This is a genomic window from Rhodanobacter sp. FW101-FHT13A11 (assembly GCF_058790335.1).
The window spans coordinates 24,320-40,698 of the sequence record NZ_JBYTCN010000016.1 but is presented as its reverse complement, the minus strand read 5'-3'; the positions used below and the strand labels follow the sequence as shown (position 1 = coordinate 40,698).

Below are 16,379 nucleotides of genomic sequence, written 5' to 3'. Positions count from 1 at the left end.
GCTATGATGCCGCAGACGGGGAATAAAGCAGAGCATCCCTAGGTGCCGCGGGCCGGATCTCGGCGGCGGGCGGGTCGCCGCCGTATCCTTGTTGTTCCATGGGAACGGGCCATTCGCCGGGCGCACTCCGCTGCCGGCGCAAGCCTTCCCAGCCTGCTGCCGGAGATGCCCCATGAAAGCCGTCGCCCTCACCCGCTACCTGCCGATCGACGACCCGCAGTCGCTGCTCGACGTCGAACTGCCGCAGCCGGTGCCCGGCGCACACGACCTGCTGGTGCGCGTGGAGGCGGTGTCGGTGAATCCGGTCGACACCAAGGTCCGCTCGCCCAAGCCGCAGGTCGAGGCGCAGCCGAAGGTGCTCGGCTACGATGCCGCCGGCGTGGTCGAGGCGGTCGGCGACTCGGCCGGCGGTTTCCGGCCCGGCGATCGCGTGTACTACGCCGGCGACGTCACCCGCCCCGGCAGCAACGCGCAGTTCCAGCTGGTCGACGCACGCCTGGCTGGCCATGCGCCGCGGTCGCTGGACCTGGCCGAAGCGGCGGCGTTGCCGCTGACCGCGGTGACCGCGTGGGAGCTGCTGTTCCAGCGCATGCCGTTCGACAGCGAACACGGCGGCGAAGGCAGGTCGCTGCTGGTGATCGGCGGCGCCGGCGGGGTGGGCTCCATCGCGATCCAGCTGGCGCGGCGCGCGGGCTTCACGGTGATCGCCACCGCCTCGCGCGTCGAGACCATCGACTGGTGCCGCGCGATGGGCGCGCACCACGTGGTCGACCATCGCCACGCGCTGGCGCCGCAGCTGGAGGCGCTGGGTTTCGGCCAGGTCGACGCGGTGCTCAACCTCGCCGACACCGACCACTACTGGGAGGCGATCGGCCGGCTGCTGGCGCCGCAGGGCCACGTCGGCCTGATCGTGGAGCCCGCCGGCGCGCTGAAGATCGGCGACCCGTACAAGGCCAAGTGCATCGGCATCCACTGGGAGTTCATGTTCGCGCGGCCGCGCTTCCGCACCGCCGACATGGCCGAGCAGGGCCGCATCCTCGAACGGGTCGCCGGCCTGATCGACGCCGGCGAGCTGCGCGGCACGCGCACCGAAACGCTGGCGCCGATCAACGCGGCGAACCTGCGCGAGGCGCACCACCGGCTGGAATCGGGCCGCACGATCGGCAAGCTGGTGCTGGCCGGCTGGTGAGGCGCCGCCGCACGATCAGCCGCGCTTGCCCACGGCTTTCCTGGCGGGCGACGGCTTGGCCGGCTCGCCCTTCTTGCCGAGCTGCTCCAGCAGCGTGTTCATGTCCTCGGCGTGCTCTTCCTCCATCGCCAAGATGCCTTCCAGCATGCGGCGGGTGGTGGGATCGTCGCTGCCGATGTAGTCGATCATCTCGCGGTAGCTGTCGATCGCGATGCGTTCGGCCACCAGATCCTCCTTGATCATGTCGACCAGGTCGTCGCCTTCCGCATAGTCGGCATGGCTGCGGCTGAGCAGGCCTTCCGGCGACAGGTTCGGCTTGCCGTCGAGCTGGGTGATCCGCTCGGCGATCAGATCGGCGTGGCCCTGCTCCTCGTTCGCATGCTGCAGGAACTCGCCCTTGATCGCCTGCGAGTTGATGCCCGACGCCATGTAGTAGTGGTACTTGTAGCGCAGCACGCAGACGATCTCGGTCGCCAATGCATGGTTGAGCAGCTTGACCACGGTGGCGCGGTCGGCGCTGTAGCCCGCCGTCATCGCGCCCTTGTCGATGTCCTTGCGCGCGCGTTTGCGGATGTTCTCGATGTCGCTGACGAACGGCTTGCTCTTGGCCATGGCTGGCTCCTCTGGACGGCATGGCTTTCCAGCCTAGGCAGGCACGCGAAAAAGCCAGGTGAAGAAGGCTTCACCCGGCTTCGCCGGCAACGCCGCTTCACGCGCCCGCTCAGGTGCGGCGATAGACCTCGGCGCCCTGCGCGCGGAACTCGGCCGCCTTCTCCGCCATGCCCTCGTCGATCGCTGCGAACGCCTCCACGCCATGTTCGGCGGCGTAGTCGCGCACGTCCTGGGTGATCTTCATCGAGCAGAACTTGGGGCCGCACATCGAGCAGAAGTGCGCGCTCTTGTGCGCGTCCTTCGGCAGCGTCTCGTCGTGGAACTCCTGCGCCTTCTCCGGATCGAGGCCGAGGTTAAACTGATCGTCCCAGCGGAACTCGAAGCGCGCCTTGCTGAGCGCGTTGTCGCGCACCTGCGCGCCGGGATGGCCCTTGGCCAGGTCCGCCGCGTGCGCGGCGATCTTGTAGGCGATGATGCCGTCGCGCACGTCCTGCTTGTTCGGCAGGCCGAGATGTTCCTTCGGCGTCACGTAGCAGAGCATCGCGGTGCCGAACCAGCCGATCATCGCCGCGCCGATCGCGCTGGTGATGTGGTCGTAGCCCGGCGCGATGTCGGTGGTGAGCGGGCCCAGCGTGTAGAACGGCGCCTCGCCGCACTTCTCCAACTGGCGGTCCATGTTCTCCTTGATCAGCTGCATCGGCACGTGGCCGGGGCCTTCGATCATGGTCTGCACGTCGTGCTTCCACGCGAGTTGCGTCAGCTCGCCCAGCGTGTCCAGCTCGCCGAACTGCGCGGCGTCGTTGGCATCCGCGATGCAACCCGGGCGCAGGCCGTCGCCGAGGCTGAAGGACACGTCGTACGCCTTCATGATCTCGCAGATGTCCTCGAAGTGCGTGTAGAGGAAATTCTCCTTGTGGTGCGCCAGGCACCACTTGGCCATGATCGAGCCGCCGCGCGAGACGATGCCGGTGACGCGCTTGGCGGTGAGCGGCACGAAGCGCAGCAAGACGCCGGCGTGGATGGTGAAGTAGTCGACTCCTTGCTCGGCCTGCTCGACCAGCGTGTCGCGGAACAGCTCCCAGCTGAGTTCCTCGGCCACGCCGCCGACCTTCTCCAGCGCCTGGTAGATCGGCACCGTGCCGATCGGCACCGGCGCGTTGCGCAGGATCCATTCGCGCGTCTCGTGGATGTGCTTGCCGGTGGAGAGATCCATCACCGTGTCGCCGCCCCAGCGGATCGACCACACCATCTTCTCGACCTCCTCGGCGATCGAGGAAGTCACCGCGCTATTGCCGATGTTCGCGTTGATCTTGGTGAGGAAGTTGCGGCCGATGATCATCGGCTCGCTTTCCGGGTGGTTGATGTTGGCCGGGATGATGGCGCGGCCGCGCGCCACCTCGTCGCGCACGAACTCCGGCGTGATCAGCCTCGGCAGCGAGGCGCCGAAGGACTGCCCGGGATGCTGCATGCGCAGCGCGCTGTCGCCCAGCGCCTCGACACGCTGGTTCTCGCGGATCGCGATGTATTCCATCTCCGGCGTCACGATGCCGCGGCGCGCATAGTGCATCTGGGTGACGTTGGCGCCGGCCTTGGCGCGGCGCGGCACGGGCAGCCGCGGAAAGCGGATCGCCGCCAGTTCCGGCGCGGCGGCGTGGCGGCGGCCGAATTCGGAACTGCGGCCACCCAGCACTTCGCTGTCGCCGCGTTCGGCGATCCACGCGGCGCGCAGCGGCGGCAGGCCGGCGACCAGGTCGACACGATGGTTGGGGTCGGTATACGGGCCGGACGTGTCGTAGAGGGTGATCGGCGGATTCTTCTCCACGCCGAACATCGCCGGCGTGTCGGCCTGGCCGATTTCGCGCAGCGGCACGCGCAGGTCGGGCCGGCTGCCCGGCACGTGGATCTTGCGCGAACCGGGGATCGGCCGCACGACGGACTCGGAAAGTTCCTGCGCGGCGCGCGCAAGGTCGAAGGGCTGGGCATTCATCGGCATGGCTCCGGCATTCACCTGCGTCCCCTGCGGGGACGCGCTTTGTTGAGGGTCCGCGCAAGGACGTGCAGGTCCTTGCGAGGAATTCGCATGCAGCAACAAAGCGGCGGTGCCGGACGCACGAGGGCGGATGTCGTGCGACGAAGCTCCCTACACCGGTACTAGCCGGATCAGGTTCGAAGGGACTCTCTCAGCCGACCGTGGTCGGCACCCCCGCTTCAGAACGGCACCATTCAAGCACGAAGCGGGGGTTGCAGGCGAGCGCCGCTCAACGCGGCAGGTAGGCGCGCAGGAACGTCTCGACGCCGGCGCGTGCCGTCGCCTCGATTTCCTCGACGTAGTTGTCGGTGCAGCCGGTGCAACCGAACATCTGGCGCATCATCAGGTTGCCCTTGATCAGGGTGAGGAACTGCACGCTGGCGCGCGGCACGTCGTCGATGTCCAGCCGGCCGGCGTCAACCGCCTGCTGCAGCAGGCGTTCCATCAGGCCATGCGTCCGCGTCGCGCCTTCCTCCCACATCAGCTTGCCGTAGCGAGGGTTGCCCTGCCGGCAATCGCTGAGGATGGCGCGGAACGTGCCCACGGTCTCGGCGTTGCAGTCCAGGTGGGCATGGGTCAGCGCCACCCGCATCAGCACTTCACGGATGTCGGTCTTCGGATCGAAGGAGTAGGTCTCCTCCGGCAGCAGGTCCTGGATGCGCGAACGGATCACTTCGCGGAACAGGTTGTCCTTGTCGCCGAAGTGGCTGTACACGGTGAGCTTGGACACGCCTGCATCGGCGGCGATCGCATCCATGCTGGTGCCGGCAAAGGCGTTGCGGATGAACAGCGCCTTGGCCGCCGCCAGGATCGCCGCACGCTTCTCCATGTCCTTGGGGCGACCGGGCCCCTGGGATTTGATTTGCGTGCTGCTGCTCATGCCTCCACCTTCACAAACGGATGTCCAAGCTTTATTATACGCATCGGTTCAATTATTTTCCAGAAGAGCGCCATCCCATGGCCCGATGCCTGTCGCGCCCGTGCCCGCACCGGGTGACGGCATCGGCCCATCGCGATGACTTCCGGCACTTCGTAGGCCCGCCGGCAACCGGCAGGCTTGCCGCGTCGAAGGTGTCATTGTAGGGCCGGGCGCCAGCGCTTATCCTTTTTGACCTTTTTCGATCCGTACGGGACACGAGCAGATGGCGATGAATATCGAGCAGGCGCGGCTGAACATGGTGGAAAACCAGGTGCGCCCGTGGGAAGTACTGGACGGCCGCGTGCTGGACGTGCTCGGCCGCGTGCGCCGCGAAAATTTCGTCGCTGCCGAGCACCGCCAGCTTGCCTTCGCCGACCTGTGCCTGCCGCTGGGCCACGGCGAGGTGATGATGAAGCCGGTGGTGGAGGGCCGCGTGCTGCAGGCGCTGGAATTGCTGCCCACCGACAGCGTGCTGGAAATCGGCACCGGCTCGGGCTTCCTCACCGCCTGCCTGGCCAGCCTGTCGGCCCGGGTGAGCAGCGTCGACATCCATGCCGATTTCACCGCTGCCGCCGCCCGGCGCCTGCAGGATGCCGGCATCGCCAACGCCAGCCTGGCCACCGGCGAGGCGGTCAACGAATGGCAACCCGACGGCCTGTTCGACGCGCTGGTGGTGACCGGTGCGGTATACGCGATTCCGCCACGCTGGCTGGCCTGGCTCAAGCCCGGTGCCCGCGCGCTGGTCATCCGCGGCGAGTCGCCGGCGCAGCAGGCCACCTTGCTGACCCACGAGGGCGCCGGCCGCTGCCGCGAAGAAACCCTGTTCGAAACCGACCTCCCCTACCTGACCCACGCCGAGCCGCCGCGACGGTTCGTGTTCTGACTCCTCCCGAACCATCCCCACGAGGCATTCCATGCGCTTGAAGCTGCTTACCCTTGCACTGGCCCTGGCCGCCATCTCGCTGCCCAGCCACGGCGAGGATCTGCTCGATGCCTACCGCGAGGCGCGCGCCAGCGACCCGGTGCTGTCGCAGGCCGATGCCTCCCGGCTGGCTACCGGCGAAGGGGTGGACCAGGCGCGCGCGCTGCTGCTGCCGCAGGTCAACGCCAGCCTGAGCCTGAACCAGACCGACGGCGGCAACCTGATCGGCCATGCCCGCTCGCGCTCGCTCAAGGGCACGCTCAGCCAGACCGTGCTCGACTTCAGCAAGTACGCCAACCTCAAGGCCGCGCACTCGGCGTCGGACGCGCAGGACGAGCTGTACCAGGCCGCGGCGCAGGAGTTGTACGTGCGCGTCGCCTCCGCCTACTTCGGCGTGCTGACCAGCGAGGACGAACTGACCTACGCCAAGGCCAACGAGGATGCGTTCCGGCAGCAGTATGAACAGTCCGACCAGCGCTTCAAGGTCGGCCTCTCGGCGGTCACCGACGTCTACCAGGCCAAGGCCTACTACGAGGCGGCCAAGTCGCAGACCATCGTCGCGCAGAACGCGTTGAACGACGCTCGCGAGGCGCTTGCCCAGATCACCGGCAAGCCCACCGGCGACCTGAAGAAACTGCGCGACGACCTGCCGATGCAGCCGCCGGCGCCGGCCGACCAGGACAGCTGGGTGAAGCAGGCGCTGCAGACCAACCCGAACCTGCTCGCACAGAAGAACAACGTGCAGACGGCCGAACACAACATCAGCGCCGCGCGCGCCGGCCACCTGCCCACGATCACCGCCGGCGTCACCTACGGCAAGGATGCCGGCTGGTCCGACACCAATGCCTCGGCGCGCTACCACGATCCGTCCTCGACCACGATCGGGCTGACCCTGAACGTGCCGATCTTCTCCGGCGGCGCGACCCAGTCGCGCGTGCGCCAGTCGATCTACCAGCGCGATGCGGCCACCGACGCGATGGAGGCGCAGCGCCGCCAGATCGTGCGCGACACGCTCAACTATTACCGCTCGGTGATCGCCGGCATCGCCCAGGTGGAATCGGCGAAGGCCTCGGTGGAATCCGGCCGCAAGGCGCTCGAGGCGACCCGCGCGGGCTTCGAGGTGGGCACCCAGACCATGACCAACGTGCTGCTGGCGATCCAGACCCTGACCTCCTCGGAGAGCAACTACTCGCAGGCCCGCCACCGGTTCATCCTGAACAAGCTGCTGCTGAAGCAGACCGCCGGCACCGCCGACCTGAAGGACATCGAGGCCATCAACACGCTGCTGCAGTAAGCCGCCGCGCCGCGCACGCGCCGGACGGCCGGGCTCGCCCCGGCCGTTTTGCCGTCTGGCGCGTGATCATTCCTGCAGCAGCGCGTCGATCAGCCGCATCACCCGCTGCACCGCGCCGCGCTCGCGCTGGAACACCTGCTGCGCCGCCTGCCCCATCCGCTCGCGCCTGGCGGTGTCGCGCAACAACGTCAGCACGCTGGACCCCAGCCGCCCGGCATCCGCCACGCGCTCGGCGCCGCCGTGCTCGATCAGGCTGCGGGTGATCTCCTCGAAGTTGAACGTGTGCGGCCCCACCAGCACCGGCACCGACAGGGCCGCCGGCTCCAGCACGTTGTGGCCGCCTATCGGCACCAGGCTGCCGCCGACGAAGGCGACGTCGGATGCCGCGAAGAACGGCATCAGCTGTCCCATCGCATCGATCACGAACACCTGGTGCGAGACCGACGGCACGCCTTCGCCACTGCGCGTGGCGATCGTGAAACCCAGGCTGCGCACCGTGTTCTCGACCAGCTTGAAGCGTTCCGGATGGCGCGGCGCCAGCAACAGCAGCGCGTCCGGCAGCCGCTTCAGCACCTGCAGGTGCGCCTCCAGCGCCGCCAGTTCCTCGCCCTCGTGCGTGCTGGCCGCCATCCATACCGGTCGCCGCCGGCCCCAGTGCTCGCGCATCTCCGTGCCCACGGCCACCGCGCCGTCCGGGATCGGCATGTCGAACTTCATGTTGCCGGTGACCAGCACCTGCTCCGGGTCGGCGCCGAGCAGCCGGTAGCGCGCGGCGTCGGTGCGCGACTGCGCCGCGATCAGCCGCACGCAGCGCAACGCCGAGCGCGCCAGCCCGCGCAGCGGCGCATAGCCGCGCAGCGAGCGTTCGGACAGCCGCGCATTGACGATCATCAGCGGGATGCCGCGCCGGCGGCAGGCGAAGTACAGGTTCGGCCAGATCTCGGTTTCCACGATCAGCGCCAGCCGCGGCCGGATCTTCTTCAGGAAGCGGCTCACCGAATACGGCAGGTCGTACGGCAGATAGACGTGGAACACGCTGTCGCCGAACAGCTGGTGCACGCGTGCGGTGCCGGTCGGCGTGACCGTGGTGACCACCAGCGGCGCGTTCGGGTAATCGCGGCGCAGCGCCTTGATCAGCGGCTCGGCCGCATTCACCTCGCCCACCGATACCGCGTGCACCCACAGGCTGCCGCTGAAGCCGGGCGGGTCGAAGAAGCCGAAGCGCTCCGGCCAGCGCCGGTGATAGGGCCGCGAACGCACCCCGCGCGCCAGCAGCCGCAGCACCAGCAGCGGCGTCACCAGGAACATCGCGAGGGTGTAGAGATAGCGCAACGTCACGGCCCGTCAGTCCAGCGCGGCAGTATACGAGAGCGGGGAGCCGGGAACCGGGAACCGCGATCGAGGCCTGCGGCACGCTGTCGCCCCGCTGCCCGTTGCCGGTTCCCGCGTCCACTACAATGCGCACGATGCCCGGCATGCCCCGCCCCACCTTCACCCGCTCGCTGCTCGCGCCGCGCCACTGGCCGGCCTGGCTGGGCGTGGCCGCGATCTGGCTGATCGCGCGGCTGCCGCAGCGCGCGCTGATGTGGCTGGGGCGCCGGCTCGGCACACTGGTGCCACGGATCCCTTCCGAACGACGGCATATCGCCTCGGCGAACATCGCGCTGTGCTTCCCCGAACTCGATGACGCGGCACAGGCGGCACTGGTCGAGGCGAACCTGCGCGACATCGGCCTGATGCTGGTGGAGTTCGCGCTGGGCTGGATGGGCAGCGACCGCCGCATGGCCGCCATCCCCACCCGCATCGAGGGGCTGGAACACCTCGAGGCGGCGCGCGCGCAGGGCAAGGGCGTGCTGCTGGTGGGCGGGCACTTCTCGCACCTGGAGCTGTGCGCGCGGCTGGTTTCGCAGCGCATCCGCATCGCCGGCATGTACCGGCGGATGGACTCGGCCGTGTTCGAGTGGGCGGTGCTGCGCGCGCGGCTGGACTACGCCGACGCGATGTTCGAGAAGGACGACATCCGCGGCACCGTGAAATACCTGCGCGGCGGCGGCACGCTGTGGTATGCGCCGGACCAGGACATGCGCAGCAAGGACAGCGTGTTCGTGCCGTTCTTCGGCGTGCCGGCCGCCACCATCACCGCCACCCACCACCTGGCGCGGATGTCCGGCGCGCTGGTGGTCCCGTTCTTCCACCGCCGCCTGCCGGGCGGCGAAGGCTACGCGCTGCGCCTCGGCGCGCCGCTGGACGGCTTTCCCGGCACCGACGTGCTGGCCGATACCGCCCGCATCAACGTCTGCATCGAGCAGATGGTGCGCGAGGCGCCCGAGCAGTACCTGTGGGTGCACAAGCGCTTCAAGACCCGGCCCGCCGGCGCACCCGTGGTCTACTGACTCCGCCCGACAGCTGGGCGAAAGCCTGGCCGGCTGAAATGGCGCCGTTTCCGCGACCGGGCGCGACCATGTCGAACCGCCCTCGCGCCGGGTGCCGGCTTCGTGCAGGAAACTCACGCCGCCCGCCCGGCAAGCCGCGCGGGCGGCGTGGCGTGGCGTTGCGTATCATGGCCGTCTCTTCATCACACCGTCGGCGGAGGAGTCGGCATGGGCCAGGTCAGGTCGCAGGGAACGCATGCCCTGCCGATCCTCATGTATCACAACATCGCGCAGGCGCCGCGCGACCTGCAGGTGTACCGCAGCCTGTTCGTGGGCCCGGCCGCGTTCGCGCGGCAGATGTGGTTGCTGCGCCGGCTCGGCTATACCGGCCTGTCGATGTCCGCCGCGATGCCCTACCTGCGTGGCGAGCGTACCGGCCGCATCGTCGTCATCACTCTCGACGACGGCTACGCGGACAACCTGGACGCCGCGCTGCCGATCCTGCAGCGTCATGGCTTCAGCGCCACCTGCTACGTCGTCAGCGGCAGCATCGGCCGGTACAACCAGTGGGACGCCGAGCGGCTGGGCCTGCGCAAGCCGTTGATGTCGACGGAGCAGCTGCGCGAGTGGCATCGCGGCGGGATGGAGGTCGGCGCGCACACCCAGAGCCACCCCCGGCTGACGCAATGCAGCGACGCGCAGCTGCACGACGAAATCCACGGCTGCAGGGCAACGCTGGAAGACCGCCTCGGCGCACCCGTCACGCAATTCTGCTACCCGTACGGCGACGCCGACGACCGCGTGGCCGGCGTGGCGCGCGAGGCCGGCTACGCCGCGGCCACCACGACCCGGCGCGGCCGGGCGCGCGCCGGCATGGACCTGTGGCAACTGCCGCGGATCCAGATCGCGCGCCACCACCTGCTACCGCAGTTCGCCATGCGGACCCTCACCGGCTACGAGGATCGGCGCGCGTGAAACTGCTCTTCGTCGGCACCAATCCGGAAAACACCGGCGCCGCCAGCCATTTCGTCGCGCTGGTGCAGGCCATGGCCGAGGCCGGACACGACGTCGGCGTGGTGGCCTACCCGGACGGCCTGATCTGGCAGGGACTGTCGACCTCCCGTGTCCGCCTGACCCGGGCGAAGTTCCGCAACGTGTTCGACCTGCGCGGCTATGCCGCCGTGTTCGCGGCGGCGCGGCAGCTCGGCCCCGACTGGCTGGTCGGCAATTTCGGCAAGGAGTACTGGCCGCTGATCCTGGCCGGGCGGCTGCTGCGCGTGCCGGTCGCACTGTTCCGGCACCGCACGCCGCCGATGAAGCGCCTGTCGGCCTGGCTGGTCCCGCGCCTCGCGCAACGCTTCCTGGCCGTCTCCCGCCATGCCCGCCAGGCCTATCTCGACCGCGGCATCCCGGGCCGGCTGGTGCAGGTGCTGTACAACCCGGTGAACATGGAACTGTGCCGGCCCGATCCGCAGCGGCGCGGCGAGATCCTGCGTTCGCTCGGCCTGGATGACGAGGCGATCGTGCTCGGCTACAGCGGCCGCATGCACAACGGCAAGGGCATCTTCCCGCTGTTCGAGGCCGCCAGCGCGGCCATGGCGGAACAGCCGCGGCTGCATTGCCTGTGGCTGGGCGACGGCCCGGATGCGCAGGCGCTGCGCGAACGCGCCGCCGCCCATCCGCTGGCGGCGCGGCACCACTTCCTGGGCTGGCTCCCCGACGTCCATCCCTATTACAGCGTGATGTCCATGCTGGCCTTCCCGTCGATCGCGACGGAAACCTTCGGCCGCGTCTCGATCGAGGCGCAGGCCGCCGGCGTGCCGGTGCTGGGCAGCGACATCGGCGGGATTCCGGAGACGCTGGACGCGGGCGTGAGCGGCCTGCTGCTGCCGCCGGGCGACGTGGCCGCATGGCGGGATGCCATCCTCGCCCTGTGCGACCCGTCCGTGCGCCTGCCGATGGGCGTGGCCGCGCACGCCTTCGTGCAGGCCCATTTCAGCACCGGCGTGATCGCCGACGAGTTCGTGCGGATCCTGACCACCGACCGCTGATCCGCGCGCCGGCTCAGCCCTGCTGCCTGCGCCGCTGCTCGTACAGCTTCGCGTACTTCAGGAACGCGTAGAACGCATGGATGCGCGCCGCGATGAAACCGGCCCAGCCGGAGCGCCAGTGCCCGCGCAGTACGTAGTAGCGCAGGAACGCCACGGTCGGATACGCCACCATGCGCAGCCGCAGCCAGCTCGTCCGGCGCGGCGCCAGGTCGGCCAGTTGCAGGCTGGAGTAGCGGTTCGCCTTGGCCACGCGGCCGGCGATGTCGGGCTCGCCGTAGTGGTCGATGACCACGTCGAGCACGCCCACCGGGCCATCCACCAGCACCGACTCGTGCACCTCGTGGCCGCTCATCCGCGCGCGCTGTCGGTCGAACAGGCGCACGTAGTGGTTGAGCCGGCCGCGCCGCGACTGCCAGCGCCAGAACTGCCACTCGCGCCGCCACAGCTGGTAGCCCGCCTGCGCCGGCGCCCGCAGCACCTGCTGCAGCGGCGCGGCGGCGTCCGCCTCCAGCGACTCGTCGGAATCCAGCAGCAGCACCCAGCGATGGCTGGCCAGGTCGATCGCCGCCTGCTTCTGCGCGCTGTAGCCGGCGAACGGCTGGGCGTGGACGCGCGCGCCGTGGTGCGCGGCGATCGCCGCGGTGGCGTCGGTCGAGCCCGAATCCAGCACCACGATCTCGTCGGCCCAGGCCACGCTGCGCAGGCAGGCGTCGAGCGTGCCGGCACTGTTGAACGTGGTCACCACCACCGACAGCAACTCACGCCCCATCGTGACTCCCCCGAGGATGCGCTTCTTCGAAGAGTCCGGCAGGGATGCCGGGCTTTGCTCCGCCGGCAGGGATGCCGGCTACAAATAGACTGGCGCACCAGAGCCCGAGCAACCAGGCGAACAGCAGCCCCCACCACGCCGAATAGAACGCCAGGTGGGTGTTCAGCGGGAACAGCATCACGCCCAGCGCCAGCGTGGCCGGGAATGCCCGTGCCCGCGCCGCCGCGCCGACCCGGCGCCATGCGCGCAGCGCCAGCACCACGGCGGCAAGCCACAGCAGCAGGCCCAGCGCGCCGGTCTCGGTGAGGATCTCTAGCACCAGCTGGTGCGCATGGCAGGCGCCTTCGCCCACGCCGCAGGCTTCGCCGGTGACCACGAAATGATCGTTCGCCGGCGCGTACTGCGGGTAGGCGTAGCGGAAACCGCGCACACCGACGCCGTTGACCGGGTGCGCCATGAACATGCCGAGGCTCGCGTGCCAGATGTCGAGCCGACCGCTCAGCGCGGTGTCGAGCGACTGGTCGGTGCCATGCAGCACCAGCAGCGTGCGCTCCATGCGGTCATGGAAGCGCGCGGAAGCCTTCCAGGCAACGCCGCCGGCCAGCGCCAGCAACACCGCCGCGACCGCGCAGAACCCGGCGAAGCGCAGCGGCGACCTCGCCTCGCGCCAGGCAAACCCCAGCGCCACCAGCGCGTAGCACAGCCAGGCTGCGCGCGAGCCGGCCAGCAGCACCGGCCCGAGCACCAGCGCGAAGGCGAACAGCAGGCCCGGCAACCCCCAGCGCTGCCGTGCCGCCCACAGCGCGAACGACGACAGCACGGCCAGGCTCGGGCCAAGCTTGAGGTTGTCCGCGCCGAAGATGCCGGAAACGCGCTCGGCCTCGGCGTGCCCGCCCAGGCTCCAGCCGGTCAGCGCCTGCAGCCACGCATCGGCGCACCACAGCGCCAGCACCCACGCCACCGCCACGTACAGCGCCCGCAGCTTCTGTTCGCGCCGGATCGCGAAGCAGGCGTACAGCCCCAGCGGCACGTAGCGCAGCAGCGCGGCCACCGTGCCCCAGCTCTTGCCCGGCCGGATCGCGTCGACGGCGGAAAACAGCGCCGCGCCCACGTAGGCGGCCAGCAGCCACAGCAGCAGGCGCGCCCCCGGATGCCCGTGCAACGCCTGCGGATCGCGCACGAACAGCATGATCATGCCGAGCAGGCACAGCACCGTGCCCAGTTCGGAGCTGCGCCCGAACGGCAGCAGCGCGATCACCAGCCAGAACGGCAGCAACGGGGAACGCAGCGCGTCCTTGAGCGAGGTGGCGAAGGCATTCATGCGCGGGCGGACCGGAACGGAGACGATCACGCATTGTAGGCGAGCGGACGCGCCCGCTGCCGCCTCAGCCGGCGGCCACCTCGTCGTACAGCGCTAGCGTGGCCTGCTGCATGTCGCTCAGGCGATAGCTCTGCAGCGGCGAGATCGGCGGCGCTACCCGCAGCAGTTCGGCAGCCCGCTCCACCAGCCGCTCGCGGTCGCCCGGCGGCACCCGGCCGGCCGGGTACAGTTCGGCCAGCAACTCGCCGACGCCGCCGTGCGCGTAGCCGAGCACCGGACGGCACAGCGACAACGCCTCGATCACCGTGCGCCCGAACGACTCGGGCCGGTTCGACAGCTGCAGCACCAGCGCCGAGACCGCGTAGATGTCGCGCACGTCGCGACGCGGCGGCGTCATCACCACTTGCGCGGCCATTCCGCGCAGCTGGATCAGCTCCCTCAGCTCGGCCACATAGGCCTCGCGCCCGGGCTCGATCACGCCCAGCAGCAGCAACCGCGCCTCGATGCCGCGGCGCTTGAGGTCGACCAGCAGCTCGATCGCATCGTGATGGCCCTTCAGCCGCGTGCCGCGCCCCGGCAGGGTCAGCAGCGGCGCTTCGGCGAGCACGGGAAACTCGGCGAAAAACGCCTTGCGCCAGGCCTCATCCGGCCGATGGCCGTAGGGAAACGCCTGCGGGTCGATGCCGCGCGGGATCACCCGCACCCGCCCCGGCTCCAGCCAGCGGTAATGGCTCAGCACGTAGTCGCGCAGGGTCTGCGAGACCGCCACCACGCGCTCGCCGCGCAGCAGGATCGCGCTGTAGCGGCCCGGCGAATTGAGCCCGTGCACGGTGGTGACGAAATGCGGCCGTGGCGTCATACCCTTCAGCGCCCACCAGCCCATCCAGGCCGGCAGCCGCGAACGGGCATGCACGATGTCCGGCTTCAGCGCGCGCAGTACCCGCCGCAGCGCGCCGAACCGCGCCAGCGTGAACAGTGACTTGCGGCCCAGATCCAGCGTGACATGTTCGCTACCCTCGGCCTGCAACTGCTCGACCAAGCGCCCTCCGGCGGAGATCACCACCGAACGGTGGCCGGCCTGCACCAGCGCCCGCGCGATCTCCAGCGCCGAGCGCTCCGCGCCGCCGGAATCCAGCGCAGGGATCAGTTGGACCACCGTCAGCAGCTTGGCAGGCACGGCGATGCTGGACATGAGTTCGGGGCTGGATGCCTTCATTCCCTGGAGACATGCAAAAATAGTGCCGCCAGCAGTCTGGAGTCGGGCCGATGGATCAGTCGCGCAGCACGTAGCGCGCGCCGCAGTAAGCGCAGACTGACTCGCCACCGTCATCGACGATCGGCAAGTATACCTTCGGGTGCGAATTCCACAGCGCCATGCCGGGCATCGGACAGGACAGCGGCAGGTCCGCGCGCGTCACTTCGTAACGATTTTCGGCATTTGCCGGCACCAGCGGCGCCGTCGGGGAATGCGGGGATAACATCGGAGGGCTCCGGACTGGACAGCAGGCCGCGAATGGTAGCAGGCTGCGGCCTTCTGTCGGGGGACAGAATGGGGAAAGCGGGGATGCAGCCGTGGCGGAAAACCATCGCCGGCTGCCGCAACGATCGTCACGAAGCGAGCACAGCAGCCTCGGTCCGCCGCGCTGCGCCGGGCCCACCGACACGAGCTTAGGGAGCTGACCATGGATTTCGGAAAGATCATCGAGCGAATCAAGGCCATCCTGACCACGCCGAAGACGGAGTGGCCCGTGGTCGCCGCCGAGGCGACCTCGGTGAACGGCCTCTACACCGGCTACATCGCGATCGTCGCCGCCCTGCCGATCATCGCCCACTTCATCAAGGGCAGCCTGATCGGCGCCGGTGTGTTCGGCATCACCGTGCGCACGCCGATCGGCATGGGCATCGTGGGCATGGTGCTGCACTACGTGCTGGCACTGGTGATCGTCTACGTGGTGGCGCTGATCATCAACGCGCTGGCGCCTACCTTCGGCGGCCAGAAGGACATGACCCAGGCGCTGAAGACCGTGGCCTACTCGTGGACCGCCAGCTGGGTCGCCGGCATCGCGGTGATCGTGCCGTGGCTGGGCTGGCTGATCGCGATCGCCGGCGCGGTCTACGCCATCTACCTGCTGTACCTGGGCCTGCCGCACACCATGAAGTGCCCGCCGGACAAGGCCGGCGGCTACACCGCGGTCAGCGTGATCATCGCCATCGTGCTGAGCTGGATCGTCGGCGCCATCGTCGTCGGCGTGATCGGCACCGCCGCGATGACCGGCGCCACGATGGGCGGCATGCACGTCACCGGCAGCAACGGCGACAGCGTCACCATCGACGGCAACAGCGCACTGGGCAAGCTCGCCGCGATGGGCCAGCGCGCCGAGCAGGCCGGCAAGGAGACGGAAGCAGCGCAGAAATCCGGCGGCGGCAGCGTCGAGGCGCTGGCGCCCGAGCAGATCAAGGCCTTCCTGCCCGACGGCCTGGGCAGCTTCAAGCGCACCGGCCTGTCCGCCCAGCGCAATACCGCGATGGGCATGCAGATCTCCCAGGCCAGCGCCGACTACGCGGCCGGCAACGGCCAGCACATCACGCTGGAGGTCTCCGACACCGGCGGCGCCAAGGGCCTCATGTCGCTGGCCAGCGCCATGGCGCCGGAGGAGGAGAAGCAGACCGAGCACGGCTATGAGAAGACCTACAGCGCCGACGGCAACCTGATCCACGAGGCGTGGGACACGCAATCGAAGTACGGCGAGTACAGCATGGTGGTCGGCAAACGCTTCGCAGTGAAGGCGAACGGCAACGTCGACGGCATCGACCAGCTGAAACAGGCGGTGGCCAGCATCGACCTGGCCAAGCTCGAATCGCTGAAGGACGCCGGCGTGAAATCGAACTGAGCCGGATTCG

Annotated in this window: 15 protein-coding genes and 1 riboswitch; of the genes, 7 read left to right on the top strand and 8 right to left on the bottom strand. The window is 69.3% G+C overall.

The window, feature by feature from the left end; translation table 11 throughout:
* Nucleotides 1–172: 172 nt before the first annotated feature.
* On the top strand, nucleotides 173–1,189 hold the full coding sequence (locus AC3WRN_RS15230; protein ID WP_492623594.1) for a zinc-binding alcohol dehydrogenase family protein: 1,017 nt from the start codon (nucleotides 173–175) through the stop codon (nucleotides 1,187–1,189).
* A 15-nt stretch (nucleotides 1,190–1,204) separates the two neighbouring features.
* Here AC3WRN_RS15230 and AC3WRN_RS15225 read toward each other — a convergent pair whose 3' ends face one another.
* From AC3WRN_RS15225 to AC3WRN_RS15215, 3 genes are all read right to left on the bottom strand, one after another.
* A complete protein-coding gene (locus tag AC3WRN_RS15225) occupies nucleotides 1,205–1,801 on the bottom strand; it encodes a ferritin-like domain-containing protein (RefSeq protein ID WP_068092056.1) in 597 nt (198 codons plus the stop codon).
* Nucleotides 1,802–1,910: 109 nt separating this feature from the next.
* Nucleotides 1,911–3,788 carry a phosphomethylpyrimidine synthase ThiC gene (gene thiC / locus AC3WRN_RS15220; RefSeq protein ID WP_492623593.1) on the bottom strand — a complete coding sequence of 626 codons (1,878 nt, stop codon included), beginning with the start codon at nucleotides 3,786–3,788 and terminating at the stop codon, nucleotides 1,911–1,913.
* A gap of 133 nt (nucleotides 3,789–3,921) precedes the next feature.
* Nucleotides 3,922–4,016: riboswitch (TPP riboswitch) on the bottom strand.
* 43 nt (nucleotides 4,017–4,059) lie between these two features.
* Nucleotides 4,060–4,710, bottom strand: coding sequence for a TetR/AcrR family transcriptional regulator (locus tag AC3WRN_RS15215; RefSeq protein ID WP_068092062.1), 651 nt, complete (start codon nucleotides 4,708–4,710; stop codon nucleotides 4,060–4,062).
* Nucleotides 4,711–4,972: 262 nt separating this feature from the next.
* On the opposite strand from AC3WRN_RS15215, the gene AC3WRN_RS15210 reads away from it, so the two are divergent.
* Together AC3WRN_RS15210 and AC3WRN_RS15205 are read left to right on the top strand one after the other, a co-directional pair.
* On the top strand, nucleotides 4,973–5,632 hold the full coding sequence (locus AC3WRN_RS15210; RefSeq protein WP_492623592.1) for a protein-L-isoaspartate O-methyltransferase family protein: 660 nt from the start codon (nucleotides 4,973–4,975) through the stop codon (nucleotides 5,630–5,632).
* Nucleotides 5,633–5,663: 31 nt separating this feature from the next.
* Nucleotides 5,664–6,965, top strand: coding sequence for a TolC family outer membrane protein (locus AC3WRN_RS15205; protein ID WP_492623591.1), 1,302 nt, complete (start codon nucleotides 5,664–5,666; stop codon nucleotides 6,963–6,965).
* A 66-nt stretch (nucleotides 6,966–7,031) separates the two neighbouring features.
* Here the strand turns inward: AC3WRN_RS15205 and waaA are convergent, their stop codons facing one another.
* Complete coding sequence (waaA, locus tag AC3WRN_RS15200) at nucleotides 7,032–8,297, bottom strand: lipid IV(A) 3-deoxy-D-manno-octulosonic acid transferase (RefSeq protein ID WP_492623615.1); 1,266 nt, start codon at nucleotides 8,295–8,297, stop codon at nucleotides 7,032–7,034.
* 143 nt (nucleotides 8,298–8,440) lie between these two features.
* Here waaA and lpxL point away from each other — a divergent pair, with 143 nt between their 5' ends.
* The 3 genes from lpxL to AC3WRN_RS15185 all read left to right on the top strand — a co-directional run bounded on the left by lpxL (nucleotide 8,441) and on the right by AC3WRN_RS15185 (nucleotide 11,388).
* Entirely contained in the window at nucleotides 8,441–9,358 is a 918-nt protein-coding gene (gene lpxL, locus AC3WRN_RS15195; RefSeq protein ID WP_492623590.1) for an LpxL/LpxP family Kdo(2)-lipid IV(A) lauroyl/palmitoleoyl acyltransferase, read from the top strand.
* A gap of 207 nt (nucleotides 9,359–9,565) precedes the next feature.
* Nucleotides 9,566–10,312, top strand: a complete 747-nt coding sequence (locus AC3WRN_RS15190; RefSeq protein ID WP_492623589.1) for a polysaccharide deacetylase family protein — start codon at nucleotides 9,566–9,568, stop codon at nucleotides 10,310–10,312.
* Nucleotides 10,309–11,388, top strand: coding sequence for a glycosyltransferase family 4 protein (locus AC3WRN_RS15185; protein WP_492623588.1), 1,080 nt, complete (start codon nucleotides 10,309–10,311; stop codon nucleotides 11,386–11,388). Before AC3WRN_RS15190 ends, AC3WRN_RS15185 begins: the two co-directional genes overlap by 4 nt.
* A gap of 13 nt (nucleotides 11,389–11,401) precedes the next feature.
* On the opposite strand, the gene AC3WRN_RS15180 is transcribed toward AC3WRN_RS15185, so the two are convergent.
* The 4 genes from AC3WRN_RS15180 to AC3WRN_RS15165 form a co-directional block, all read right to left on the bottom strand.
* Entirely contained in the window at nucleotides 11,402–12,157 is a 756-nt protein-coding gene (locus AC3WRN_RS15180) for a glycosyltransferase family 2 protein (RefSeq protein ID WP_492623587.1), read from the bottom strand.
* The gene (locus AC3WRN_RS15175) at nucleotides 12,147–13,478 is read right to left on the bottom strand and encodes an O-antigen ligase family protein (RefSeq protein ID WP_492623586.1); all 1,332 of its coding nucleotides are present in this window, start codon (nucleotides 13,476–13,478) and stop codon (nucleotides 12,147–12,149) included. The genes AC3WRN_RS15180 and AC3WRN_RS15175 overlap by 11 nt, the downstream gene beginning before the upstream one ends.
* A gap of 64 nt (nucleotides 13,479–13,542) precedes the next feature.
* The gene (locus tag AC3WRN_RS15170) at nucleotides 13,543–14,670 is read right to left on the bottom strand and encodes a glycosyltransferase (protein ID WP_492623585.1); all 1,128 of its coding nucleotides are present in this window, start codon (nucleotides 14,668–14,670) and stop codon (nucleotides 13,543–13,545) included.
* A 79-nt stretch (nucleotides 14,671–14,749) separates the two neighbouring features.
* The gene (locus AC3WRN_RS15165; protein WP_068092092.1) at nucleotides 14,750–14,959 is read right to left on the bottom strand and encodes a zinc-finger domain-containing protein; all 210 of its coding nucleotides are present in this window, start codon (nucleotides 14,957–14,959) and stop codon (nucleotides 14,750–14,752) included.
* A 201-nt stretch (nucleotides 14,960–15,160) separates the two neighbouring features.
* Here AC3WRN_RS15165 and AC3WRN_RS15160 point away from each other — a divergent pair, with 201 nt between their 5' ends.
* On the top strand, nucleotides 15,161–16,369 hold the full coding sequence (locus AC3WRN_RS15160; RefSeq protein WP_492623584.1) for a Yip1 family protein: 1,209 nt from the start codon (nucleotides 15,161–15,163) through the stop codon (nucleotides 16,367–16,369).
* The last annotated feature ends 10 nt before the right edge of the window (nucleotides 16,370–16,379 follow it).